Source organism: Halomonas sp. B23F22_20 (genome assembly GCF_043496985.1).
Lineage (GTDB): Bacteria > Pseudomonadota > Gammaproteobacteria > Pseudomonadales > Halomonadaceae > Halomonas.
This window is the reverse complement of sequence record NZ_JBIEKH010000010.1, coordinates 101,172-125,653: the sequence shown is the minus strand read 5'-3', so window position 1 is coordinate 125,653 and position 24,482 is coordinate 101,172. Positions and strand designations below refer to the sequence as shown.

At 66.9% G+C, this 24,482-nt stretch carries 21 protein-coding genes; 14 read left to right on the top strand and 7 right to left on the bottom strand.

The features are described 5' to 3' along the window. Positions 1–109 precede the first annotated feature (109 nt). From betC to ACGTN6_RS10280, 6 genes are all read left to right on the top strand, one after another. Complete coding sequence (betC, locus tag ACGTN6_RS10305; protein ID WP_394591401.1) at positions 110–1,633, top strand: choline-sulfatase; 1,524 nt, start codon at positions 110–112, stop codon at positions 1,631–1,633. A gap of 270 nt (positions 1,634–1,903) precedes the next feature. Then, positions 1,904–3,553 carry a BCCT family transporter gene (locus tag ACGTN6_RS10300; protein WP_394591399.1) on the top strand — a complete coding sequence of 550 codons (1,650 nt, stop codon included), beginning with the start codon at positions 1,904–1,906 and terminating at the stop codon, positions 3,551–3,553. Positions 3,554–3,730: 177 nt separating this feature from the next. Continuing rightward, complete coding sequence (locus ACGTN6_RS10295) at positions 3,731–3,997, top strand: DksA/TraR family C4-type zinc finger protein (protein ID WP_394591398.1); 267 nt, start codon at positions 3,731–3,733, stop codon at positions 3,995–3,997. 132 nt (positions 3,998–4,129) lie between these two features. Beyond that, positions 4,130–5,044, top strand: a complete 915-nt coding sequence (locus tag ACGTN6_RS10290; protein WP_394591397.1) for a DMT family transporter — start codon at positions 4,130–4,132, stop codon at positions 5,042–5,044. An 84-nt stretch (positions 5,045–5,128) separates the two neighbouring features. Beyond that, entirely contained in the window at positions 5,129–6,703 is a 1,575-nt protein-coding gene (locus ACGTN6_RS10285; protein WP_394591396.1) for a GNAT family N-acetyltransferase, read from the top strand. A gap of 4 nt (positions 6,704–6,707) precedes the next feature. Further along, complete coding sequence (locus tag ACGTN6_RS10280) at positions 6,708–7,514, top strand: M90 family metallopeptidase (protein WP_394591394.1); 807 nt, start codon at positions 6,708–6,710, stop codon at positions 7,512–7,514. On the opposite strand, the gene ACGTN6_RS10275 is transcribed toward ACGTN6_RS10280, so the two are convergent. Together ACGTN6_RS10275 and ACGTN6_RS10270 are read right to left on the bottom strand one after the other, a co-directional pair. Further along, the gene (locus tag ACGTN6_RS10275; protein WP_394591393.1) at positions 7,466–8,929 is read right to left on the bottom strand and encodes an ATP-binding protein; all 1,464 of its coding nucleotides are present in this window, start codon (positions 8,927–8,929) and stop codon (positions 7,466–7,468) included. The genes ACGTN6_RS10280 and ACGTN6_RS10275 overlap by 49 nt on opposite strands. Beyond that, positions 8,926–9,588 carry a response regulator gene (locus ACGTN6_RS10270; RefSeq protein ID WP_394591391.1) on the bottom strand — a complete coding sequence of 221 codons (663 nt, stop codon included), beginning with the start codon at positions 9,586–9,588 and terminating at the stop codon, positions 8,926–8,928. The genes ACGTN6_RS10275 and ACGTN6_RS10270 overlap by 4 nt, the downstream gene beginning before the upstream one ends. A gap of 273 nt (positions 9,589–9,861) precedes the next feature. On the opposite strand from ACGTN6_RS10270, the gene ACGTN6_RS10265 reads away from it, so the two are divergent. The 4 genes from ACGTN6_RS10265 to ACGTN6_RS10250 all read left to right on the top strand — a co-directional run bounded on the left by ACGTN6_RS10265 (position 9,862) and on the right by ACGTN6_RS10250 (position 13,598). Beyond that, entirely contained in the window at positions 9,862–10,623 is a 762-nt protein-coding gene (locus ACGTN6_RS10265; RefSeq protein WP_394591389.1) for a glycosyltransferase family 2 protein, read from the top strand. Beyond that, positions 10,620–10,901, top strand: coding sequence for a lipid-A-disaccharide synthase N-terminal domain-containing protein (locus ACGTN6_RS10260; protein ID WP_394591388.1), 282 nt, complete (start codon positions 10,620–10,622; stop codon positions 10,899–10,901). The genes ACGTN6_RS10265 and ACGTN6_RS10260 overlap by 4 nt, the downstream gene beginning before the upstream one ends. Before the next feature lie 52 nt (positions 10,902–10,953). Then, positions 10,954–12,780 carry an ArnT family glycosyltransferase gene (locus tag ACGTN6_RS10255; RefSeq protein WP_394591386.1) on the top strand — a complete coding sequence of 609 codons (1,827 nt, stop codon included), beginning with the start codon at positions 10,954–10,956 and terminating at the stop codon, positions 12,778–12,780. A gap of 140 nt (positions 12,781–12,920) precedes the next feature. Further along, the gene (locus ACGTN6_RS10250; RefSeq protein ID WP_394591384.1) at positions 12,921–13,598 is read left to right on the top strand and encodes a TVP38/TMEM64 family protein; all 678 of its coding nucleotides are present in this window, start codon (positions 12,921–12,923) and stop codon (positions 13,596–13,598) included. 46 nt (positions 13,599–13,644) lie between these two features. Here ACGTN6_RS10250 and ACGTN6_RS10245 read toward each other — a convergent pair whose 3' ends face one another. Next, positions 13,645–14,982, bottom strand: a complete 1,338-nt coding sequence (locus tag ACGTN6_RS10245) for a glycosyltransferase (protein WP_394591382.1) — start codon at positions 14,980–14,982, stop codon at positions 13,645–13,647. Beyond that, complete coding sequence (locus ACGTN6_RS10240; protein ID WP_394591380.1) at positions 14,979–15,929, bottom strand: LysR family transcriptional regulator; 951 nt, start codon at positions 15,927–15,929, stop codon at positions 14,979–14,981. The genes ACGTN6_RS10245 and ACGTN6_RS10240 overlap by 4 nt, the downstream gene beginning before the upstream one ends. Positions 15,930–16,032: 103 nt before the next feature. Between ACGTN6_RS10240 and ACGTN6_RS10235 the strand changes: the two genes are divergently transcribed. Further along, complete coding sequence (locus tag ACGTN6_RS10235; protein WP_394591378.1) at positions 16,033–17,157, top strand: tartrate dehydrogenase; 1,125 nt, start codon at positions 16,033–16,035, stop codon at positions 17,155–17,157. Positions 17,158–17,279: 122 nt separating this feature from the next. Here the strand turns inward: ACGTN6_RS10235 and ACGTN6_RS10230 are convergent, their stop codons facing one another. The 3 genes from ACGTN6_RS10230 to ACGTN6_RS10220 form a co-directional block, all read right to left on the bottom strand. After that, the gene (locus ACGTN6_RS10230) at positions 17,280–18,869 is read right to left on the bottom strand and encodes an alkaline phosphatase (protein ID WP_394591377.1); all 1,590 of its coding nucleotides are present in this window, start codon (positions 18,867–18,869) and stop codon (positions 17,280–17,282) included. An 838-nt stretch (positions 18,870–19,707) separates the two neighbouring features. Then, positions 19,708–20,304 carry an NAD(P)H:quinone oxidoreductase gene (gene wrbA / locus ACGTN6_RS10225; RefSeq protein WP_394591376.1) on the bottom strand — a complete coding sequence of 199 codons (597 nt, stop codon included), beginning with the start codon at positions 20,302–20,304 and terminating at the stop codon, positions 19,708–19,710. 102 nt (positions 20,305–20,406) lie between these two features. Further along, complete coding sequence (locus ACGTN6_RS10220; protein ID WP_394591374.1) at positions 20,407–21,270, bottom strand: class I SAM-dependent methyltransferase; 864 nt, start codon at positions 21,268–21,270, stop codon at positions 20,407–20,409. Positions 21,271–21,364: 94 nt separating this feature from the next. Between ACGTN6_RS10220 and ACGTN6_RS10215 the strand changes: the two genes are divergently transcribed. From ACGTN6_RS10215 to ACGTN6_RS10205, 3 genes are all read left to right on the top strand, one after another. After that, on the top strand, positions 21,365–21,946 hold the full coding sequence (locus tag ACGTN6_RS10215; RefSeq protein WP_394591373.1) for a lipocalin family protein: 582 nt from the start codon (positions 21,365–21,367) through the stop codon (positions 21,944–21,946). Positions 21,947–22,069: 123 nt separating this feature from the next. Then, the gene (locus ACGTN6_RS10210) at positions 22,070–23,089 is read left to right on the top strand and encodes an SMP-30/gluconolactonase/LRE family protein (RefSeq protein ID WP_394591372.1); all 1,020 of its coding nucleotides are present in this window, start codon (positions 22,070–22,072) and stop codon (positions 23,087–23,089) included. A gap of 246 nt (positions 23,090–23,335) precedes the next feature. Next, the gene (locus ACGTN6_RS10205) at positions 23,336–24,331 is read left to right on the top strand and encodes a succinylglutamate desuccinylase (protein WP_394591371.1); all 996 of its coding nucleotides are present in this window, start codon (positions 23,336–23,338) and stop codon (positions 24,329–24,331) included. Positions 24,332–24,482: the final 151 nt, after the last annotated feature.

The window sequence follows — 24,482 nt, the reverse complement described above, 5'->3', positions numbered from 1 at the left end:
TTCTACTAATCCCAGACATAAAAAAACAGCGAGTTTACAGGGTATGAGATTAGCATAGAGACTGGGAGTAGCTTCACCACCCACTCCGACAACGCCTGGGAGCCTCCCGATGTCCCACCAGCAGCCGAATATCCTGTTTCTGATGGCAGACCAGATGGCGGCCCCGTCGCTGCCTTTCTACGGCCACAAGGTCGTCAAGACCCCGAATCTCTCCCGCCTGGCCGAAGAAGGCGTCGTCTTCGACTCGGCCTACTGCAACAGCCCGCTGTGTGCGCCGTCGCGCTTCACCCTGATGGCCGGCCAGCTGCCCTCGCGGATCGGCGGTTTCGACAACGCCGCGGAACTCTCCGCGGATACGCCGACCTACGCCCACTACCTGCGCGACGCCGGCTACCTGACGGCGCTGTCCGGCAAGATGCACTTCTGCGGCCCGGACCAGCTGCACGGCTTCGAGGAGCGCCTGACCTCCGACATCTATCCGGCCGACTTCGGCTGGTTCGTCGACTGGGAGAACGTCGAGGAGCGTCCGAGCTACTACCACAACATGTCCTCGGTCACCCAAGCCGGGCCCTGCGTGCGCTCCAACCAGCTCGATTTCGACGATGAAGTCACCTTTCGCGCCCAGCGATTCATCTATGACTATGCGCGCAGCGATCGGGATCGCCCCTTCTGCCTGACGGTCTCGCTGACTCATCCCCACGATCCCTACACCATTCCGCAGGAGTACTGGGACCGCTACGATCACGACGAGATCGACATGCCGCGGGTGCCCTACTCGCGCGAGCTGATGGATCCGCACTCCAGGCGCCTGCGCCAGGTCTACCAGTGCGACGAGGACACCATCGACGACGCGCAGATCCGCAACGCGCGTCGCGCCTACTATGGAGCGATCAGCTACGTCGACGACCAGCTCGGCAAGGTGCTCAAGGCCCTGGAGGAAAGCGGCCTGGCCGAGGACACCATCATCGTGTTCTCCGGCGACCACGGCGACATGCTCGGCGAGCGCGGCCTGTGGTACAAGATGAGCTGGTTCGAGGGCTCCGCCCGGGTGCCGATGATCATCCATGCGCCGGGGCGCTTCGCCGCCGGCCGGGTCAAGCAGTCCGTCTCCACCATGGACCTGCTGCCGACCTTCGCCGAATGGGGCAACGACGGCCGGGCCCCGCAGTACGCGGTGCCCGTCGACGGCCGCAGCCTGAACCCGCACCTGACCGGGGAAGTTGGCCACGACGAGGTGATCGGCGAATACTGCGGCGAGGGTGCCATCGCCCCGCTGCTGATGATCCGCCGCGGCCGCTACAAGTTCGTTCACTCCACGCCGGACCCCGACCAGCTGTTCGACCTCGAAGCCGATCCGCTGGAGCTGACCAACCTCGCCGAAGACGCCGACCATCAGGAACTGCGCCAGCGCTTCCGCGACGAAGTCGCCCGGCGCTGGGATACCGACAAGCTGCACCAGCAGGTGCTCGACAGCCAGCGCCGCCGCAAGCTGGTGTCCCGCGCCAACATGAAGGGCAAGGTCACCTCCTGGGATCACCAGCCGTTCTTCGACGCCAGCGTCCAGTACATGCGCAACACCATCGACCTGGATGACCTCGAGGCACGTGCGCGCTTCCCGAAAGCGGGCACCTGAACGCATCGTCCCTCGCCTTGCTGGATGACCACGCGGGCCCGGGAGAGGCCCACCCACACCCGGCAGCGACCGTGGAGAGCATCGCGGCGATGCCCACGGTCCTGCCACTATCCTTCAAGAGGCCATCCCCGCGACATCACGACAAACGACGGCCGAGCGGATGATGCGAGATTCCTCGGCCTGCTCTCGAACGCGCCGGCCCCGATTACCAGGGTCGGCTTGTCAGCGTTCCCCTCGCCCCCCTGTTAATGACACAAGGAGAAGACGCCCATGAGCGTTCCAAGCGATCCGGCCCCACCTGCGGTGGCCAGTGACATGCAGACCGACTACACCGTCGGCCAGGACAATATCGAGGGGCGACTGGGCCCCTTCGCCTTCGATATCCATAACCGGGTATTCGTCGTCTCGGCGGTCGCCTCGGTGATCTTCATCGTGCTCACCCTGCTGTTCCCGGACCAGGCCAGCAGCGTCTTCCAATCCATCGTCGCCTTCTCCACCGGGACGCTGGACTGGTACTTCATGATCGTGGTGGATTTCTTCATTCTGTTCTGCGTGGCACTGATCATCCTGCCCTACGGGAAAGTCCGGCTAGGCGGGCCGGATGCCCGACCCGAGCACGGCTACCTGTCGTGGTTCGCGATGTTGTTCGCTGCCGGGATCGGCATCGGTCTACTGTTCTTCGGCGTGCTGGAGCCGGTCTACCACGCCAACGTTTCCCTTCCCTTGGGCATCACGCCTCCGTTTGGCGCCGATGGCGAGCTCAACCCGGAGGCCGTGGCCGAGGCCAGCGCCATGGGCATCGCCGGCACCTATCTGCATTGGGGCATCCACGGTTGGGCCGTGTACGTGGTCATGGCGCTGGCCCTGTCCATTTTCACCTACAACAAGGGCCTGCCCTTCTCCATCCGCTCGGCCTTCTTCCCGATCCTCGGCGACCGCGTCTGGGGCTGGTGGGGCCATGTCATCGACATCCTGGCGGTGTTTTCCACCCTGTTCGGGCTGGCCACGTCGCTCGGCCTCGGGGCGCAGCAGGCCAACGCGGGGATGAACTTCGTCTTCGGGCTGGACGTCAACGCCACCACCCAGGTCATCGTCATCGTACTGGTCACGGCGGTGGCTCTGGTATCGGTGTGGCGCGGCCTGGAGGGCGGCGTGAAGAAGCTCTCCGAGATCAACATGGTCATGGCCGTGCTGTTCTTCTTCTTCGTGCTGTTCGCCGGCCCGACCCTGGTGGCCCTGAGCGGCTTCTGGACCGGCCTTACGACCTACGTCACGGACTTCCTGCCGCTATCGGCGCCCTTCGGCCGTGACGACGACGCCTATCGCCAGGCCTGGACCATCTTCTACTGGGCCTGGTGGGTCAGCTGGGCGCCGTTCGTCGGCATGTTCATCGCCCGGGTCTCGCGGGGACGCACGGTGCGGGAGTTCGTGATCTGCGTGCTGCTGATTCCCAGCCTGTTCATCTTCGTCTGGATGGGCGTGTTCGGCGGCACCGCCCTCGACCAGCTCTATGCCGATCCCGCCGGCAGCCTGGTCAAGGACTACGTGATCGACAACTACAGCCCCGAGCTGTCGCTGTTCGGCATGCTCAACGAGCTGCCATTCTCGGGCCTGATGTCGACCCTCGGCATCATCCTGGCGCTGATTTTCTTCGTCACCTCCTCGGACTCCGGCTCGCTGGTGATCGACACCATCACCGCCGGCGGCAAGGTGGATGCCCCGCGCCCCCAGCGCATGTTCTGGGCCGCCGTGGAAGGCTTGATCGCCATCGTACTGCTGCTCGGCGGCGGCCTGTCGGCGCTCCAGGCCGGGGTGACGGCAACGGCGATCCCGTTCTCGATCGTCATGCTGCTGATGTGCTACACCATCATCCGCGCGTTGAACGGCGAACTGCGCCTGATGCGCCGCCAGGTCGCCTGACGCCCTCGATCGGGCGTCGTCCCCCGGACATTGCGGGTTGGCGATGTCCGGGGGACGCCCGGATGTCGCAACGAGCATCGCGCCGCCCCGCGGGGCACGCTAGTCTGGGGCCTGGAGGGCCATGACGCCCCGGGGCAGCAGGCAGAAGGCTCGGCGCGAGCTGGAGGAGACGACACCATGGCAGGCGGCTGGTCGAAAGACGGCGATGTGCAGCAGCAGATCGACGACAGCGTACGCGACGAACTCGAGCGCGCCAGACGCTCACTACCTCGCGGCGAGAGCGCCCACTACTGCCACGAATGCGACGAGCCGATCCCCGAGGCACGACGCCAGGCCGTGCCCGGCGTACGGCTGTGCCTGGCCTGCCAGGCCGAGCGCGACCGGCGCCAAGGCCCGGCGGGCGGCTTCAATCGGCGTGGCAGCAAGGACAGCCAGCTGCGTTAAGGCCGGGCGTCTCTCACCATTCGGTCCAGGCACCGGCCGACGCCATTAGCACTCTCATCGATTCCCCCCTATCATCGACACACCATTTTCGGGTCCCGGGGACGGGGCCCATTTCGTCATGTCAGGGACGTCATGCCATTACTGCATTTTCTGCCGCCGCTCGGCGCCGTGCTGATCTGGTCCGGCAACATGACCATCAACCAGCTCACCGTGGGCGCTATCGCCCCGAGCAGCATCGCCTTCCTGCGCTGGCTGCTGGCGCTCGCCGTGCTCACCCCTTTCGTCGCACCCGCCGCTTGGCGGCATCGCGCCGAGCTGCGCCGCCACTGGCCGAAGCTGGCGGTGCTCGGCCTGCTGGGCATGGGGCTGTGGCAAGGGCTCGCCTACGTGGCCGCCGAGACCACCTCGGCCACCAACATGGGCATCCTGGCCGCCATGGTGCCGCTGCTGACCGTGCTGCTCAGCGCGCTCATCCTGCGCGAGCCGCCCAGCTTGGGCGGCGTCATCGGCGGCCTGCTGGCACTCGCCGGCGTGTCGATCCTGCTGGGCCACGGCAACCCGCTGTCGCTGCTCGACCTGGAGGTGGCCGTAGGCGATGCCCTGATGGTAGTGGCCGCCACCTGCTACGCCCTCTATGGCGTGATGCTCAAGCGATGGCCCCTGGCGCTGCCGCCCTGGGTGCTGCTCTACGGACAGGTGATCTGCGCCGTGCTGATCCTGCTGCCGCCCTACCTGCTGGGCCCCATGACCCCGGTGAACGCCGGCAACCTGGGCCTGATCCTCTACGCCGGTATCCCCGCGTCCATCGTCACTACCTTCCTGTGGATGCTGGCCATTCGTCGCATCGGCGCCAGCCAGGCCAGCATCTTCATCAACCTGATGCCGCTGTTCAGCGCCGTGATCGCCATGTTCGCCCTCGGCGAACGCCTCGCCGCCTACCATGTCGTCGGCGGTGTCCTGGTGCTGGCCGGCGTGATCATGGCCCAGACGCTGACCCGGCCGCTGACACGCACGCCGCGCCGAGGCGCTGCCGACCGCGCTCGCTGACGCGTCCCGTCGCGGGGCTTCCCCGTGGCGGTCGCCACCCTGATAGACTGCGATTTTCGTTACCCGACCGGAGAGTCCGCGGCCATGTCCCTCGATGACCTGCACCTCAACCTGCGCAACCTGACGCAGGACGACTACCCGCAGCTCAAGGCGCTGATGGACGCCGTCTACCACGACATCGGCGGCGCCTGGCCCGAGCACACCATCGACAAGCTGATTCAGGAGTTCCCCGACGGCCAGATCGTCATCGAGGACGATAGCCGCCTGGTCGGCGTGGCGCTGACCGTGCAGGTCGACTACGACGAGTTCTCCAACCCGCACCAGTACGATGACCTGATCGGCCAGCGCGAGATCATCCTCAATGACGCCGACGGCGATGCCATGTACGGTCTCGACGTGCTGATCCATCCGGATTACCGCGGCTACCGCCTGGGCCGGCGGCTCTACGAGGCCCGCAAGGAGCTGTGCCGCTCGTTGAACATGCGCGCCATCCTGGCCGGCGGGCGCATCCCCCAGTATCACCATTACGCCGACGAGCTCTCCCCGGCGGAGTACATCGACAAGGTGGCGCGCAAAGAGGTCCACGACCCGATCCTGTCGTTCCAGCTGGCCAACGACTTCCAGGTCAAGCGGCTGCTGCGCAAGTACCTGCCCGAGGACGAGAAGTCCCAGGGTTACGCGACCCTGCTGGAGTGGAACAACATCCTCTTCGAGCCCGCCGAGCGGGTGCTGGAGACTCGCCGCACCCAGGTGCGGGTCGGCGCCGTGCAGTGGCAGATGCGCGAGTTCGCTTCGGTGGAGGCGGTGCTGCAGCAGGTCGAGTACTTCGTCGACGCCCTGGCCGACTACCAGAGCGACTTCGCGGTCTTCCCGGAGCTGTTCAACGCCCCGCTGATGGGTCTGCAGGATCGCGCCGCCCAGCAGGACCAGCTGGCGGCCATCCGCTTCCTGGCCGGCTTCACCGAGCGCTTCAAGACCGAGCTGTCGCGCATGGCGGTGGCCTACAACATCAATATCGTGGCCGGCTCGATGATCGAGGTCGGCGAGGAGGACCGGCTCTACAACGTCGCCTACCTGTGCCACCGCGACGGCTCCATCGAGCGCCAGGCCAAGCTCCACATCACCCCCCAGGAGCGTCGCGACTGGGTGATCGAGGGCGGCGACGAGCTGCAGGTGTTCGAGACCGACGCCGGCCGCATCGGCATCCAGATCTGCTATGACGTGGAATTCCCCGAGCTGTCGCGACTGCTCGCCGACCAGGACATGGACATCCTGTTCGTGCCGTTCTGGACCGACACCAAGAACGGCTACCTGCGGGTGCGCCACTGTGCCCAGGCTCGCGCCATCGAGAACGAGTGCTACGTGGTGCTGTGCGGCAGCGTCGGCAACGTGCCGTCGATCGAGAACCTCGACATCCAGTACGCCCAGTCCTCGGTGTTTTCGCCCTCGGACTTCTCCTTCCCCCACGACGCCGTGCTGGCCGAGACCACGCCCAACACCGAGATGATCATGTTCTCGGACCTCGACTTGAACCGCCTCAAGGTGGTACGCAACGAGGGCTCGGTGACCAACCTCAAGGACCGCCGCCAGGACCTGTTCGACCTGCGGCTGCGCGACTGGTCGTGGAAGTCCGGGGGACGGGACGTGGAGGAGAGCTGAGGCCGTGCTGGAAAGGCTGAAGCGCTGGCGAGCGGCCCGCTTCGAGGCTCGCCACCCCTTCCCCGCCGCGGACTGGGACGAGGCCCGGGCGCGGCTGCCGCTGCTCGCCGCGCTGCCCGAGGACGACGCCGGGCGCCTCGGGCAGCGCGCCTGGTGGTTTGCCCACGCCAAGCGGCTGAGCCGCCATCCCGAACTGGACGCGGCGATCGACTTCGACGCGGCCGCGCGGCTGGCCATCGCCGCCCAGGCCTGCCTGCTGACCCTGGGCTGGGACGAGCGTACCCATCGCCAGGCCTTCGCCGGCGTCCATGAGATCCTGATCGTGCCAGACGCCTTCCATCGCCGGGTCGAGGAGCTCGACGAGTTCGGCGTGATGCACGAGTACGACGACGAGCGCGCCGGCGAAACCTCCCACCAGGGGCCGGTGGTGGTGGCTTACCCGGATCTGATGGAAAGCGGCCACCTGGACGGCTTCAACGTGGTGATCCACGAGCTGGCCCACAAGCTCGACATGGCCAATTCCCTGGGCGCCGACGGCTTCCCGCCGCTGCCCGGCGACATCGACCCGCGCGACTGGCATCGGGTATTCACCGCCGTGTGGGACGACCTCCAGGCGCATCTCGCCCGTGGCGAGGCCACGCCCATCGACGACTATGCTGCCAGCCAGCCCGGCGAGTGCTTCGCCGTGGCCTGCGAGTATTTCTTCTCCGCGCCCGAGGCGCTGCATGACGCCTACCCGGCACTGTACACGCTGCTCACCCGCTACTTCCGCCAGGATCCACTTGCCTGGCGCGCCGAGTCCGCCACCTGAGCCGATGGCTCGCTGGCCGGCGAGCGCGCCGGCCAGCACAGCGAGGCCTCGAGACCGTGGGGATGGCAGTTGCGTAGCGTCAGCCTGGCCTGCTGGCGCTCGGCCAGCTGCTGCACGATCGCGAGCCCCAGACCGCTGCCGGTGATACGCTGGTCGGCGGCGCGGCGGAAGCGCTCGGTGATGGTGCCGAGCGCTTCCTCGGCAATGCCCGGGCCGCTGTCGCGCACCGCTAGCACGGCCCCGCCGGCGGTCTCCGAGAGTTCGATCGTCACTTCGCCGTGCTCCGGGGTATAGCGCAGGGCATTGTCCAGCAAGTTACGAATAAGGATGCCCGCCTCGACGGGATCAGCACGCACCCACAGCGCCTCGACGCCGTGCAGGGACATCTCCTGGTGCCGGGCCTGGGCCCAGGGCCACAGCTCGGCAACCAGCTCGAGCACCAGCGGATAGAGATCGATGTCCCGCGCCTCACGCGCCTCGCGGCGGTCCAGCCGGGCCAGGACCAGCAGCTGCTCGACCACCCGCTGCAGCCGCTCCACACCACGGTAGGCCTTGTCCAGCGAGTCCCGTTCACCCGCCCGGGCATTGTCGAGATGGATCTTGAGCCCCGCCAACGGCGTGCGCAGCTCGTGGGCGGCATCGGCGGTGAAACGCCGCTCGCGTTCGAGCGTCTCGCGAAGCCGTGAAATGAAGTCGTTGATCGCCTGGCGCAGCCCCGAGAGCTCACGAGGCACCTCGACATCGAGGAAGCTCAGGTCGCGATCGTCGCGCCCGGCCACCTCGCGAGACAGCGTACCGATCGGCGTCAGCCCTCGCCGCACGATCCAGCCCATGGCGACGAGCAGCAGCGGCAGGGCCAGCAGCATCGGCACCAGATTGCCGAGCGCGACCTTGCGCTCCAGCTCCTGCATGAACTCGATGCTCACCCCGGAGCGGATCCAGGTCCCGCTGGCCTCATCGAACATCGAGAATACGCGCCAGCGCTCTCCGTCGTACTCGACCCAGGTATAGCCGTCCTTGCGAGGCGCGGGGAAGGCGCCCGAGCCGCTCCACTCCGCCCCCATCAACAGCGGGCTGCCGTCGCGATTCCAGAAGCCCAGCGACAGTTCGCGCTCCTCATGGTGGTAGAGCGCCGACTCGCGGCCGGTTTCGTCCATCGTCGGCACGCCGTCCTGATAGAAGCGCGCGGGATGCCCCGGATGACTGAGCCGCTCGGCGACCCGACGATAGGTGTCCTCGCTGGCCCCAGGCCCGATCAGGCTGGCCACCACCCGGCCCTGCAGGCTGAGCTGGGCGTCGAGGATCTCCTCGGTCTCGTGGGCGGTGATCAGATAGGCGGCCGTCACCACCAGCAGGGTCACCCCCGCCAGCACTAGCGCCAGGGTGCGGCTCAGATAGCGACGAATCGATTTCATGCGTCGCCGGCGTTCAATCGATAGCCGATGCCACGGATGGTGGTGATCAGCCCCTTGTGAAACTTCTTGCGCAGGTGATGGATATGCACCTCCACGGCGTTGGACGCCACCTCGTCCTCCCAGCCATACAACAGGCTCTCCAGGCGCGGCCGGGTCATCACCCGGTCGGCGTGGCGGGCCAGCTCCAGCAGCAGGGCGTATTCGCGACGCGTCAGCGCCACCTCCTCGCCCTGCCAGATCACTCGATGACGGGCCTCATCGATGCGCAGGCTGCCCACGTCGAGATACTGCGACACCCGCCCCTCGGCGCGGCGCGTCACCACCCGCAGTCGGGCCAGCAGCTCGTGCAGGTCGAAGGGCTTGAGCACATAGTCGTCCGCGCCGCCGTCGAGTCCGGCGATGCGCGATTCGATGTCGTCTCGGGCGGTCAGGATCAGCACCGGCAGGGCGCCATGGCCCCGCACCGATTCCAGTACCTTCATGCCGTCCATGTCCGGCAGCCCCAGGTCGAGGACCATCACCGAGAAATCGTCGTAGCGGGCCGCCGCCATGGCCTCACGGCCATTCTCCAGCCAGTCCACGGCATATCCCTCGCGCAGCAGGGCAGTCTTGATACCATCCCCCAGCAATGGATCGTCCTCCACCAGCAGCACGCGCATGCGTTTCTCCCCTTGGCTGTCCCGGTCGCGCCTGAGCGACCCATTGTCCGAGCACGTTCTTAACGATGGTTTAAGCGCTAGCCGAACCAGACTAGCGTGCCCGCCGTTTGCCCACCAGACCCGCCACGACGGGAGTTAACGTGGATCAAGCATCGGCGGGGTCGCCCCGCGAGGGCGTCCGACGGGCAACATAATGGAGACACCTTAAGGCGTGGTTAAGCTGACTGACCTAGCGTATCGGGCCCTGGCCAACGACGGTGGAGAGCGTCCCAAGTGAGTGTCCCGCTGGTTTCCGTGATCATTCCCGCTCGCGACGAGGCGGGTAACCTGCCGTCCCTGCTCGACGAAATCGCCGCCGCCCTGGCGGCCGTCGACCATGAGGTGCTGGTGGTGGACGACGCCTCACGAGACGATAGCTGGCGCCTGCTCGAGGCCCGCGCTGCCGAGGACCCAAGGCTGCGCCCGCTGCGCCATGCCGAGAGCGCCGGACAGAGCACCTCGGTGTGGCAGGCCGCCCACCGCGCCCACGGCGAGTGGCTGGCCACCCTGGACGGTGACGGCCAGAACGACCCCGCCGACCTGCCGCGGCTGATCGAGCGCGCCCGTCAGGGCGGCGTCACGCTGGTCGCCGGCCATCGCACCACCCGCCGCGACGACTGGCTCAAGCGCCTGTCCTCGAAGATAGCCAACCGCGTACGCAGCGCCCTGCTCAAGGACGACACCCCGGATACCGGCTGCGGCCTCAAGGTGATTCATCGCCAGGCCTTCCTGTGTCTGCCCTACTTCGATCACATGCACCGCTTCCTGCCGGCGCTGATCCTTTCCCAGGGCGGCTGCTGCGTCTCGCTGCCGGTCAACCACCGCCCGCGGGGCGCCGGCCGATCCCACTACGGCCTCAACAATCGCCTGTGGGCCGGGCTAATCGACCTGCTGGGCGTGATGTGGCTGCACCACCGCTCGCGGCTGCCGGCCGGCCTGACGACGCTCGAGCCCGCCCGCCGCCACACCCCGACACCGCAGGAGGAAATCTCATGAACACCGAATGGCTGTGGCTAGCCGTCGGCTTCCTGGGCCAGGCGCTGTTCTCGGCGCGTTTCCTGGTCCAGTGGCTGGCCAGCGAGCGCGCCCGTCGCAGCATCGTGCCCAAGGCCTTCTGGTTCTTCAGCCTGGCCGGCGGCGTCACCCTGCTGGCCTACGCCATCTATCGGCGCGATCCGGTGTTCATCGCCGGCCAGGGCGCAGGGCTGTTCATCTATTTCCGCAATCTGATGCTGATCCGCCGCGAGACCCGCCTCAGCCGGGCCCGCCAGTAGCCCTCGGTTCACCCTGCGTATTCACCTTCGATTTCCTCCTGCGAGTTCGACCATGACGCGACCCCGCTACCTTCGCCGTGTTCCGTCCCTGCCCTGGTGGTGGCTGCTGGGACTGGCGGCCATCTTCCTCGGCGTGGGCCTAGGCCTGCGCGACCCCTGGCCTGCCGACGAGCCGCGTTTCGCCCTCAATGCCCTGGAAATGCTCAAGACCGGGCAGTTCTGGATCCCCCACCGCGGCGGCGAGCCCTATCCCGACAAGCCGCCGATCTTCATGTGGGCCATGGCCGCCGGCATCCAGCTGACCGGCTCGGTGCGCCTCGGCTTCCTGCTGCCGTCACTGCTCGGCGCCCTGGGCACCCTGGCCCTGGTCATGGATCTCTCGGCGCGCTTCTACGGTCGGCGCGTGGCCTGGCTGGCCGGACTCGCCCTGCTCTCCTGCTTCCAGTTCGGGCTGCAGGCGCGCACCGCCCAGATCGACATGCTAGTCACCTGCTGGATCACTCTCGGCGCCTACGGCCTGATGCGCCACGCCCTGCTCGGCCCCGATCGCCGCTGGTGGCTGATCGGCTGCGCGGGCATGGGGCTCGGCGTGCTGACCAAGGGCGTAGGCTTCCTGCCGCTGCTGATGGTGCCTTTCTGGGGGCTGCTGGCCTGGCGTAGCCAGGTGGTGCGCCCCACCTGGCAAGACCTCGGCCTGGGGCTCGCCGTGCTGCTCGGCGTCGTGCTGCTGTGGGTGGGCCCCATGGCCATCTACACCAGCCTCAGCGACAACTCGTTACTGACGGCCTATCGCGACAACATCCTGTTCAAGCAGACCGGCGAGCGCTACGCCGACTCCTGGCACCATATCAAGCCCTGGTACTTCTTCCTCGCGGAGGTGATTCCCTGGGCCTGGCTGCCGCTGGTGCTGGCGCTGCCCTGGCTGGTGCCCGCCTGGTGGCGACGCGGCAAGCGCCTCGACGCCCGCGTGCTGCTGCCGCTTGGCGGCCTGGTGATGATCATCGCCTTCTTCTCACTGTCGCCGGGCAAACGCAGCGTCTACCTGCTGCCGGCCCTGCCGCTGCTGGTACTGGCCGCCGCCCCGATGCTGGCCGGCCTGCTGTGCCGACCGCGCCTGCAGTGGCTGGGCGGCGGCGTGCTGGCCCTGTTCGGCGTCGTCTTCCTCGCTGCCGGGTTACTCGGTGCAGTGGGGCTGCCGGCCCTGGCCGACCTCGCCGAGGAGCATGGCGTCGCCCCCTGGGCCTGGTGGAGCCTGCTGGGGCTTGCCGCCCTGGCGCTGCTGGCCTGGGGGCGTCCGCGCCGTGGCCTGGTGATGCTCTCGGCCTGGCTGGCAGTGTTCTGGCTGAGCTGGTCGACATGGGGCTATGCGCTGATGGATCACGCCCGTTCGCCCCGCGACCTGATGGCCGAGATCGTCGACCAGACCGGTCCGGATGCCTGGCTGGCGATGCCCGACTTCGACGAGGAGTTCCTGCTCCAGGCGCGCCAGCCGATGGTTCACTTCGGCTATCACACTCCGGACGACGAGCAGTTCCAGCGCGCCTTCACCTGGCTAAAGGCGGCGCCCGACGACCGCTGGATGCTGGTGCCCCAGCACCGCGACGAGGCGATCACCTGCGCCGATCTAGGCCGCGCCCGCGACCTGGGCATGCAGAACAGCGAGCGGTGGTGGCTGATCCCAGGCACCGCCTTCGCCGCCTGCCGGGGCAATGCCGAGGCCGCGCCGCTCTATGTGGCGCCGACCACCCTGGCCGCCAAGCCACACGACGAGCGGCACGCCGTGATGCGACTCGCCATGACGACGTTCGGCGGCGCGGCCCTGCATCACTTCACCGACTGGCGCGTGTCACCATGCCACTGGCCTATGACGGCGAACTAGGCGTCCAACCATGTCGTCCAACAAGGTCGTCGCGGCAGTAAGGGCCAGCTCACGCCCCGCCCCCGGGCGCACGCGCCCTTTGGCCCGCGCCGCCACTGCCGTATGCTGTGGCCTGACGCTGAACAGGAACCCCCAGTCCCATGTCTCGCTCCCTCGGCATCCTCGCTGCCGCCCTGACCCTGCTCGTCGCCCTTGGCCTGCTGTGGCAATGGCTGGCCATGCAGGACCTGCTCACCGTCGACACCCTGCTGACCCTGGCCAAGGGGAGCGTGGCCTGGCGCGACGCCTCCTGGGCGGTGCTGGTGGTCATGGCGGTCTACGCAGGCGCCTCGCTGGTGATGTTCCCGCTGAGTCTGCTGGTGGCGCTGACCGGGCTGCTGTTCGGCCCCTGGTGGGGCTTCGGCTATGCGCTGGCCGGCACGCTGGCCGCCTCGGTGTTGACCTGGTGGGTGGGTCGCAAGCTGGGCCGCGACGCCCTGCTGCGCTACGGCGGCAAACACCTCAAGGGCCTGTCGCGCTACCTCTCGGGGCGCGGCATCCGCACCATGACGGTGGTCAACCTGCTGCCGCTGGCGCCCTTCACCCTGACCAACATGATGGCCGGCGCCTTCCACCTGCGCTTCCGCGACTACATGATCGGCTCGACCCTGGGCATCGTCCCGGGGCTGGCCGGGGTGACCCTGCTCGGCAGCCAGCTCGGCGAGCTGGCCACCGCCGAGAGTCGCCAGGAGGTGATCGTGGCCCTCGGGGGCCTGGTGCTGGGGGTGGGGCTGCTCTACGGACTCAAACGCTGGGCCCAGAACCGCAGGCGCCGCTGAGGCCGGCTCAGCGCCTGCCTGCAAGGCGGCTTACTTGGGGGGCAGCTTACTTGGAAGGTAATTCTGGTTCGTCGGAAGGCTCGTCAGAGTGCCTGCCGGGCCACCAGGAGGGCCGCTCCTGCTCCCACTCCTCCTGTACCAGGTGGCGCAGGATCCGCCCCCGGTAGCGCAGCATCTGCCACTCCGCGCCCAGCCGTCCGCGCACTCGGTCCCAGCCGCCATCGTCGGCGTGGGTGAAGGGCCCACCTCGGGCGATCACCCGCCGGTAGACGGCCAGGCAGCGCTCGGCGCATAGCCGCTCGTCGTAGTCCGCGGCGGTGGCCAGGGCACCGTGGTGCAGCGGCTTGCGGCATCCCGGGTCAGCGAGCTCGACCAGTGCCGTGGCCATGACTTCGGCGTCGTCCTCGGCCAGCAGCCGGCCGTTCTCGCCATCCGCCACCACCTCCACGACCCCGGGCGCGTGCACTGCCACCACGGGTAGGCCGGCGGCCATGGCCTCGGCCACCACCATGCCCTGGGTCTCGCTGTGGGAGGCGAAGGCGAAGACGTCCATGGCGTGGTAGGCGTCGATCAGCGCCTGGCCCTGCAGGCGCCCAGTGAAGTGGACCCGTTCGGCCACGCCACGCTCCGCGGCGACCGCCGCCATGGCCTCGGCAGCCTCACCGTCGCCGACCACCAGGAAATGGGCGTCAGGTCGCACTTCCAGGGCTCGGCATACCGCTTCGGCCAGGAACGCCAGGTTCTTTTCCCGCGCCAACCGGCCCAAGTGGCCGATCACGTAGGCATCGTCGGGAATGCCACGAGCCGCACGACAGCCCGCGCCGTCGCCCTCGGCGAAGCGCGCCGTGTCCACGCCGCTCGGCACCACGCGGATCTCGGGATTGCCGTCACGCGCCAGCAGCAGGTCGCGAATGCTCTCGCTGGGCGCGATGACGGCATCGCACAGCCAGGTGTACTGGGTGGCCAGGGCCACGGCGAAGCGCTGCATGCGCGGCGAGTCGCCGGGCACGTAGTGGGTATAGTGTTCGTAGAGGGTGTGATGAGTGAACACCAGCGGCAGGCCGTAGGTTTCGGCGGCCCGAGCCGCGGTGTCGCCCAGCAGGAAGGGATGGTGGGCATGCACCAGGTCCGGCTCGAAGGCCTCGATAGCATCATAGAGCTGGCCGGGAATCGGCACCGGCAGCGAGAAGTCGCTGCCGTTAAAGTGCTGCACCGCGGCCACCCGCACCACGTCGGCCTCGAAGTCCGGCTGACCCTCGAGGCGCGGCGCCACCACCAGCACGTTATGCCCCGCGGCCTGGAGCTGTCGCTTGAGCCGCTGCACCGACTCGCTGACGCCACCGACGATGGGCAGATAGGTGTTGGTGAACATGAGCACATTCACGGTCGCGACTCTCCTTGCCGGGCTTGCGGGGGCACCTCCAGCGGCGGCACGCGCCCGGGCATCTCCTGCTCAAGATAGGCGATGAAGGCGCGGATCCGCAGCGGAACGTGGCGGCGCCGATCATACACGGCATGGAAGTCGGCACGCACGCCCCGCCACCCCGGCAGCAGTTCGACCAGGCGCCCCGCCGCCAGGTCTTCGTGGACGTCCCACCAGGAACGCAGGGCGATGCCACGACCGTCCTGGGCCAGGCGCCGGACCACCTCGCCGTCGTTGCTGGCCATGGGACCGGTGACCTTGACCGCGCGTTCCTCTGCCGGGCCGCGGCGGCGAACGAAGCGCCACACCGCGTAGTCGCTTTCGATCTCGCGCAGCACCAGGCAGGGATGGCTCGCCAGATCGGCCGGTGCCTCCAGCGGGGGCATCTCCGCCACGTAGCGCGGCGCCGCGCACAGCACTCGACGGTTGGCCAGGATGCGCCGCGCCACCAGCCGCGAGTCCGGCGGCTCGCCGATCCGGATGCCGATGTCGATGCCCTGGTCGGCCAGGCCGAGCGGGAAGTTGGTCAGCTCCAGGTTCGCCTCGAGGCGCGGGTGGCGGGCGAGAAAGGCCGACAGCAGCGGCGCCACGTGCCGGCGCCCGAAGCCGAAGGTGGCGTTGACGCGCAGCGGCCCGGAGAGCTCGGCACGGCGGTCGCCCAGTGTCTCCTCCAGCTCCGTCAGATCGTCGAGGATGGCCACGCCGCGGGCCAGGTAACGCTCGCCCTCGGCGGTCAGGGTCAGGCGCCGGGTGGTGCGCGCCGCCAGCGAGACGCCGAGGCGCGCTTCGAGGCGCTGCAGGCGCTTGCTCACCGCCGACAGCGACAGCCCGAGCTCCCGGGCGGTAGCGGTCAGGCTGCCGGCCCGGGCCAGGCGCTGGAAGAAGGCCAGGTCGTCGAGGGGCGTCACCGTACTCTCCACTTATGTTCAATAATTGCTTGAATATTACCCCGATTATCTCGTCGATGTGCAGGCGTAGACTGAATGCCACATTCCGCACCGAGGATTCCCCATGACCCAGCGTATCGCCGTGCTCGCCGGTGACGGCATCGGCAAGGAAGTCATGCCCGAGGGCCTGCGCGCCCTGGAGGCCGCCGCCCGCCGCTTCGGCCTCGACCTCTCCTTCGAGCCCTTCGACTTCGCCAGCTGCGACTACTACCTCGAATATGGCCAGATGCTGCCCGACGACTGGCACCAGACCCTGGTCGCCTTCGATGCGATCTACTACGGCGCCATCGGTTGGCCGGAGAAGGTCCCGGACCATGTCTCGCTGTGGGGCTCGCTACTCAAGTTCCGCCGCGAGTTCGACCAGTACGTCAATCTGCGACCCTGCCGCCTGCTGCCGGGCATCGAGAGCCCGCTGGCCGGCCGCAAGCCGGGCGATATCGACTTCTACGTGGTGCGCGAGAACACCGAGGGCGAGTACTCCAGCGTCGGCGGCACCATGTTCGAGGGCACCGAGCGTGAAGTGGTGATTCAGGAAACGGTGATGACTCGCACCGGGGTCGACCGGGTGCTGAAGTACGCCTTCGACCTGGCCCAGAGCCGCCCCCGGAAGAAGCTCACCTCGGCGACCAAGTCCAACGGCATCGCCATCACCATGCCCTGGTGGGACAAGCGCGTGGCGGCCATGGGCGAGCGCTACCCGCAGGTCGAGGTCGACAAGTTCCATATCGACATCCTGACCGCCAACTTCGTGCTCCACCCGGACTGGTTCGACGTGGTGGTGGCCAGCAACCTGTTCGGCGACATCCTCTCCGACCTGGGCCCGGCCTGTACCGGCACCATCGGCGTGGCCCCCTCGGCCAACATCAACCCCGAGGGCACTTTCCCGAGCCTGTTCGAGCCGGTCCACGGCAGCGCCCCGGACATCGCCGGACGCGGCATCGCCAACCCCATCGGCCAGATCTGGTCCGGTGCCATGATGCTCGAGCACCTGGGGCACCGCGAGGCGGGCGCGGCCATCCTCGCCGCCATCGAGGCGGTGCTCGCCGAGGGCGATGCCAAGACGCTCACGCCGGACCTCAAGGGCCGCGGTACCACCGAGGGCCTGGGCCGCGCCATTGCTGAACGTATCGAGGCCTGTGCCACGGAACACACAAGCCATCAGGGAAAATTCGAGTCACTTCGGACCTGAAAATCGGTCCTGGTGTTTACGAAGAGAGAAGAGATCAGGCGTCGCCTGCCGCTGCATCGGCGATGGCCATCGAAACAGGAAGCGGCCCTCCTGTCAGGAGGACCGCGCATTGCAACTGGCGTTTAGTTGGTATTGACCAGGGACTTGAGGTACTGGCCAACCTCAGAGTGATGCTGAATCGAAGACACCGGCAGGATCATCTCGGCCGGTCCCCAGGCAAAAACGTTCACAGGGGTATGGGTATGGGTGCCAGTGCCCCAGACGATGTTCTGTGCGGTCCCCAGGACACGCCCCAGCACATCACCACGGTCGTTATAGGGATAGAAGGCGTCGAAATCCTGAACGGCCGGGACCTCCTTGGCATCGAGATAGCTATGACCCGCCACATGATAGGGATTCGGCTTGTCGGCCAGGACAGCCACCGCCTGTTCCTCATCGATCTGAAAATCGCTGTTGGCATTGACCATTTCCATCAGACGCGCGGGGGTCTGCTCCCCCTCATCGAGCGCCCCGAAGTCGCGCAGCAGCGTCGAAAAGCTGGCCTTCTGCTGATAGAGCGAATCGAGGATCGAGAAATCGCCAAAGTTGAAGTTGGGAGCATAATCCTGCTCCGCGAAGGCAGGGCCCGGCTTCGCCTGCGGCTCTGGCAAGTTGGCCGAGGAGTAGCTGAATCCGAACGCGCCGGTTTCATGATCCGCGGTAACCAGAATTACGGTGTCATCGCGTCCTTTCGCCCAATCATAGACGCCCTGAATCGCCTCCTCGAACTTAACCATCTCGTTGAGCATGGTACCGGCATCGTTGGTATGGCCCGCCCAGTCGATCTGCCCTCCCTCGACCATCAGGAAGAAGCCATCGTCATCCTGCTCGAGCACGTTCAGGGCGGCCTGAGTCATCTCGCTCAAGGTCGGCTGCTGACGCCCGGGATCATCCTTGCTGTCACGATAGGCGATACCATCGGCCATGCCGGAATTGGCAAAAAGGCCCAATAGCTTCCCGTCATGGTGGTCGTCGAGCTGCGTGCGACTGAAAGCCAGACCATAGCCCTGTTCGGCGGCTTCGTCGAGCAGGTTACGCTCATCCTCGCGCTTGGAAACCGGGTCGAAGGCTCCCCCCATCAGATCGAAGACCTCGTTTCTAGCCTGATCGCCATCATTCACCGATTGCGGTACCCAGTGGCGGAGCCCGCCCGAGAGCATCACATCAGGCCCCACCTCGAGCATGTCCTCAGCGATGGCGTTCTCAAGCGAGCGATGGGGTTGATGAGCGGCGAAGGCGGCGGGTGTGGCATGGGTCAGGCGAGTATCCGAGACCAGACCGGTTGACTTGCCCTGGGACTGGGCCAGCTCGAGCACCGTCTCGACCGGATTGCCCTCGGCATCGATACCGATCACCTCGCTTCCGGAAAAGACCCCCGTTGCCAACTGAGTGGCGGAACAAGCGGAGTCCACCACGACGGCATCCCCTGGGTGAGTCAAAGAAAAGCCGACAACACCCTCCTTGGCCAATTGATAGAACGCCGTCGACTTGCCGCCATAGATGGAATCGGGAGCCTGATTCGCATAGGTCTCCAGCATACCGACCTGCTGTGGCCCCATACCGTCCCCGATCATCAGAATCACGTTCTTGATCTCGGCAGCACTAGCCGGTGCCGCTATACCCGCCAGCAATATGCTACCGCACAGCGCGCCTACTGCCGGTGTTTGCTTCATGCAGTATGTCATTGTTATTCCTTCTTGTTACTATATTTTCTGGGTGCACGGCGCACCCTCTTGCCTACTCGACTAGGCAGTCTCAAAGTCCGTCTTTCATCGATGTCAGCACCTTGGGGATGACGGTGTCTCCACCATCTAGTGCCATTGAGTAGCATGCATTATTTCAGATATATGACAACAACCATATTGATGAGACTTTAGCGGACGAATCCATTCCCTGGCGTTATTGCCGGCAGCACCGACAGAGACGCAAGAACCGTACCGGGACGGCTTGAGCATGAACCCGGCGCGTGGCTCAAGGTTTCTTGCACCCCGACCGGAACGGGGTTCGCTTGGATCAGGACCGTGACTCTCCCGAGTCCTCATTCGAATTTTGTATAAAACATACAAGCTTCTTCATCGACTTCTATGCGACCACGGGCTACCGAGTCTGTGCGCATGCATGAAACTTCGACATCTGAAGCGAACACCATGACAGGACCACGCAAATAGCGCATTCAGGCGACCGGTTATAGGTAGCGGTGGTGCATCAGCGTGACTCGTACCCGATAGGGTCGCCGATCTCGGCGCCGGTGACCGACGTTATCCTCGCACGGCCACGCCGAGGACAAGCGTACTGGAATGACGCCTGCGTAGTGGAGCCGGCAGGATGCCGAAGGGTTCTCCTACGACCGACTCTCCACCGACCGACATACCCCGTGTGGCACCCGGGAGGACTCCTTCTACTACAGCGGCTCCCGGGCATGTAGCGGCCAAGACAGTAATGGCTGGAGTATTCTGGACGTAAGAGTTCTCCCGCTCGCCGGCCTACCCCGAGGCGAAGGCAGACGGCGGTTCAAGCAACCAGCTTCGCCGCTATTCCGGCCACGTGCTCGCCCTGGAAGCGCGCCAGCTCGAGCTCCGTATCGCTGGGCTGGCGCGAGCCGTCACCGCCGGCAATGGTCGCGGCGCCGTAGGGCGAGCCGCCTTTGACCTCGGAGATGTCGAACTGAGCCTCGAGCCCGTAGCCGATCGGCACGATTACCATTCCGTGGTGGGCCAGGGTGGTCCAGGCGGTGAGGATGGTCGACTCGTTGCCGCCGCCGGTACCTGTGGAGGTGAAGACGCTGGCCACCTTGCCGCGCAGCGCGCCCTTGGCCCACAGGCCACCGGTCTGGTCGAGGAAGGTGCGCATCTGGCCCGACATGTTGCCGAAGCGGGTCGGCGTGCCGAAGATCACCGCGTCGTAGTCGGCCAGCTCCTGAGGGCTCGCCTCCGAGGTGTCGAAGGTCTGACCGCCCGCCTTGGTGAAGGCCGCCGCGTCCATGGTCTCGGGCACGCGCTTGATGTCGACCTCGACGCCGGCCACCCGGCCGGCGCCTTCGGCAACGGCTCGGGCTAGGGTGTCGATATGGCCGTACATGGAGTGATAGAGCACCAGTACCTTGGTCATGAATCCCGCCTCCTGTCGATGGATGACGAGATTCAGTCTAGCCGCCGTCGCGCCGGGCACAGGCGAAGCCTTTCGACGCCGGCATGCGATCCCATCGAACGGTCAGGCACGTGCCCAGGCGCCGGCGATGATCCGCACCCGATCGTCCGACAGGTTATCGAGCAAGTTGCGTCCCATGGCCGCGAAATCATCGCCGAAGATCAGCGCCGGGCCCGGCAAGGGCGCCGATGCTGAGCGTTCTTTGCCCTTCCCCTGTCCTTCCACCTGCCGACGCCGCCAGGCCAGCGCCGAGGCGCTGACGTCGTCCACCTCGTGGGCGACGAACCCCGCCTCGGCAAGCGCGGCCTCGAGGACCTCCCGGCGGATCAGGTGACTATGCGTGACCTCCCGAGCCCACGGCACCGGCAGCGAGAGCGGCGCCGGGTTGTCCCCGGCGACCACCTCATGGAGCAGCACGCGCCCCCCAGGCACCAGCAGGCGACGCCACTCGGCGAGCACCGTCGCCGGATCGGGCATGTTCATCAGGGCATGCTGGCACCAGACCACATCCACGCTCGCCGTCAGCAGCGGCAGCCGAGCGGCGTCCGCACACAGGAAGCGTGTCCGATCCGCCAGCCCGGTGGCCTGGCTCAACCACTCGGCCACCGCGACGAAGGCCGCGGTGATGTCCACTCCGAGCGCCTCGACACCACACTCGTGGGCCAGCAGCCGGCTGGCGCCTCCGGTGCCGCAGCCGACGTCCAGCAGTCGCTGTCCGGCGGCGAGAGCACCGCGCCGTGCCAGGTCGCGACTGGCCCGGCGTCCGCCCAGGTGAAGCTGGTCGATGCCGGCGACCTCGTCCGGCGAAAGCCGCTCCGGGTCCCGGCCAGCGGCCCGGAACGCCGCCCGCAGTCGGGCCGTCAGCGGCTCGCCATCTTGCCGGGCGAGGGCATCGTAGTGGCCATCGAGATGCGGCATGCTATCCATTACGGGGATCTCCCTGAATATCCAGGCGTTCCAGCCTAGCGGCTTTGCGGCCGCCGCCCTATCCTGCCATGGTCGTCCCGACACGGAGGTCACGATGCCACGCACCCTGCTTCCCCTGGCCCTGCTCGCCCTGGGCCTGTCCGCCTGTACCGGCATTCCCGAGGGCACCCGAGCCGTCGATGACTTCGATGCCGAGCGTTATCTGGGCCGCTGGTACGAGATCGCGCGACTGGATCATTCCTTCGAGGAGGGCCTGGACTGCGTCACCGCCGACTACGCCCGACGCGACGACGGCGGCATCCGGGTGATCAATCGCGGCGTCGACCTGGACGCCGGCGAGGTCGATGTCGCCGAGGGCCGGGCCTATCCACTCGACGATCCGCGCCTCGGTCGCCTCAAGGTCAGCTTCTTCGGTCCCTTCTATGCTGGCTACAACGTGCTGGTACTGGCCGACGACTATGACTGGGCGCTAGTGTCAGGCCCGGACCGCGACTATCTGTGGATCCTCTCGCGCCGCCCCGAACTCGCTCCGGACACCTACCGCGCGCTGGTCGACCGCGCCGCGGCGCTGGACTTCCCAGTCGACGAGCTGATCGAGGTGGAACAGGGCGACGCCTGCACGCCCTGGCGTCGCAACGGCTCGGCGGAGCCACTCGACGCACCGAGCGAGCGCTGAGCAACCCCAGAGACACGAAAGAATGTACAACATACGTATGTCGTAGTTACACATACGCATGGTTCACGTCATCCTCATGCACGCACTCCCGAACAACAAACGTGCATTCACATGAGGTGACATATGACGATAGGACGCCGTCAATTCCTGGCTGGGACCGCCGCCCTGACCGCCGTGGCGAGCTCGCCTTCACTGTTCGCTGGCGCCGAGGCGCCAGCGCGCTATCCCAACGACTGCTGGCAAGTGCTCGACGAGCGCTTCGAGCGCTACATGCTGTTCAACTCGCCGCTGCAGCGAGTATGGAGCGGCGGACTCTGGCTCGAGGGACCGGCCTGGAACGCCGTGGGTCGCTACGCGGTGTTCAGCGACATTCCCCGCGCCCGCCAGATGCGCTGGGACGAAGCCAGCAACACGGTCAGCGTAATGCGCCACGAGGTCGGCCACTCCAACGGCAACGCCTTCGACGACCGAGGACGCCTGATCGCCTGCGAGCACTCGCCCGCCAGGGTAGTACGCTACGAGTGGGACGGCAGCGTGAGCGTGCTGGCCGACGGCTGGCAGAACAAGCGCCTCAACGCGCCCAACGACCTGGTTACCCTGCCCGGCGGTGGGATCATCTTCACCGACCCCGGCTACGGCGCCCACGTGGATTACGAGGGCCATCGCCGCGAGCTGGAAATCGAGCCGGCGGTCTATTACGTCGACGACACCATGGACGAGCCGCTGCGCCTGACCACTACGCCCTACAAGCCGAACGGCATCGCCCTGAGCCCCGATCGGCGCACGCTCTACGTCACCGACACTGCGCCGTCTCACTATCCCGATCAGCCCCCTGCCATCTTCCGTTTCAAGCTCTCGGAGGACGGCAAGCAGGTCTCGGAGGGCACTCGCCTGGTGGAAGGCCAGGACGAAGGCTACGACGGTATGGCCGTGGACGAGGACGGCAACCTCTGGGTTGGCACCTCGGGCGGCGAGGGCAAGGACGGCGTCAGCATCTTCACCGCCGAGGGCGAGCGCATCGGCCGCATCCTGCTACCCGAGGTGTGCGCCAACGTGTGCTTCACCGGCGAGGGCCGCAATCGGCTGCTGATGACCGCCAGCCGCTCCATCTACACCCTTTACACCGGGGCCCGCGGCGTCTGATCGCAGAACGCCCCACTCCGGCGCGCGATCGCGACGCGTCGACCCGCGCCGCTCGGCCCATATGGCCGAGCGGCGGCGTTTCCTTTCGGCTTTTCACACACGCACCGGCCATTTTCATTAAATCGACAGGTTCCCTTGAGCCGGCCCCGGGCAGGGCCGAAGGTAGGTCGCATCCCGAAAAAAGCCACAACACGAGGATCCCCATGCTGCCCCCGACCCGCCATCGCCGTTGCCGAGGTAAGCACCATGCTCAGTGAATGGCTGGAGGCCAGTCTCGACGGCCGATCTCTCGCTACGAAGGATGGCTCTCTGGCCGGAGGACGCTACCGCATCGAGGGTGCAGGCCTGCTGGAGCTCACTCCCACGGCAGCGTCGGAGACGGCACCGGCGCTGATTCTTTCGGTGGGGGTTCACGGCAACGAGACCGCCCCCATCGAGCTGCTCGGGGAACTCCTGGCTCGCCTGGAGGCCGGCCTGCTGCGGCTGGCCACCCCTACACTGGTGATCCTCGGTAACCTCGAGGCCATCCGCGCCGGCTCCCGCTACGTCGACACCAATCTCAACCGGCTGTTTCGTCGCGGCCTCGACGCCGCTGGCATGGAGCCGGATCGCGCGCGGGCGCTGATGTCCGCGGTAGACGCCTTCTACGCGCGCCATGCGGATCGCCCCCGGCTTCACTATGACCTGCACACCGCGATCCGCGACAGCCAGTACCCACGCTTCGCGGTCGATCCCTACGCCGAAACGGTCACCCCGGCCGCACAATGGCGCTGGCTGGCCGGCGCCGATATCCAGGCGGTCCTGCACCAGCATGCCCACAGCTGGACCTTCTCCCACTATTCGAAGCACTACCTCGGCGCTGCGGCCTTCACCCTGGAACTGGGCCGCGCCCTGCCCTTCGGCGACAACGATCTCGCGCCTCTGGCGCCCATGGCCCGACTGCTCGAGGCACTGATCGAGGACCGCCCGCCGGCCAGCCGACCCGCCGAGACCATGGCCTTCTTCCGCGTCGAACACGAACTCAGGCGCCACGCCGAGGACTTCAGGCTGTGCTTCCCCGACGACACGCCCAACTTCACCGAGTTCGCCGCTGGGACCCGCCTGGCCGAGGACGCCGTCGACGGCCCATTCACGGTCGGCGAGCGGCCCCTGCGGGTGGTCTTCCCCAATGCCTCGGTGGAGATAGGCGCCCGCGCGGCCCTGCTGGTCAGCGCCGCGACGGCGCCGGACGACGGCACCTGATCATCACGCCGGCCCGGTCAAGAGGCTCAACAACAACAATCCCAACAACCCGGAAAGCATTCATGACACTCTTTTCACACCGTTTAGACCAAGGTCGAATGACCGTCTGGACAAGGCGACCTGCCGACGCTCGTCGAGGCTGGTAGAATCG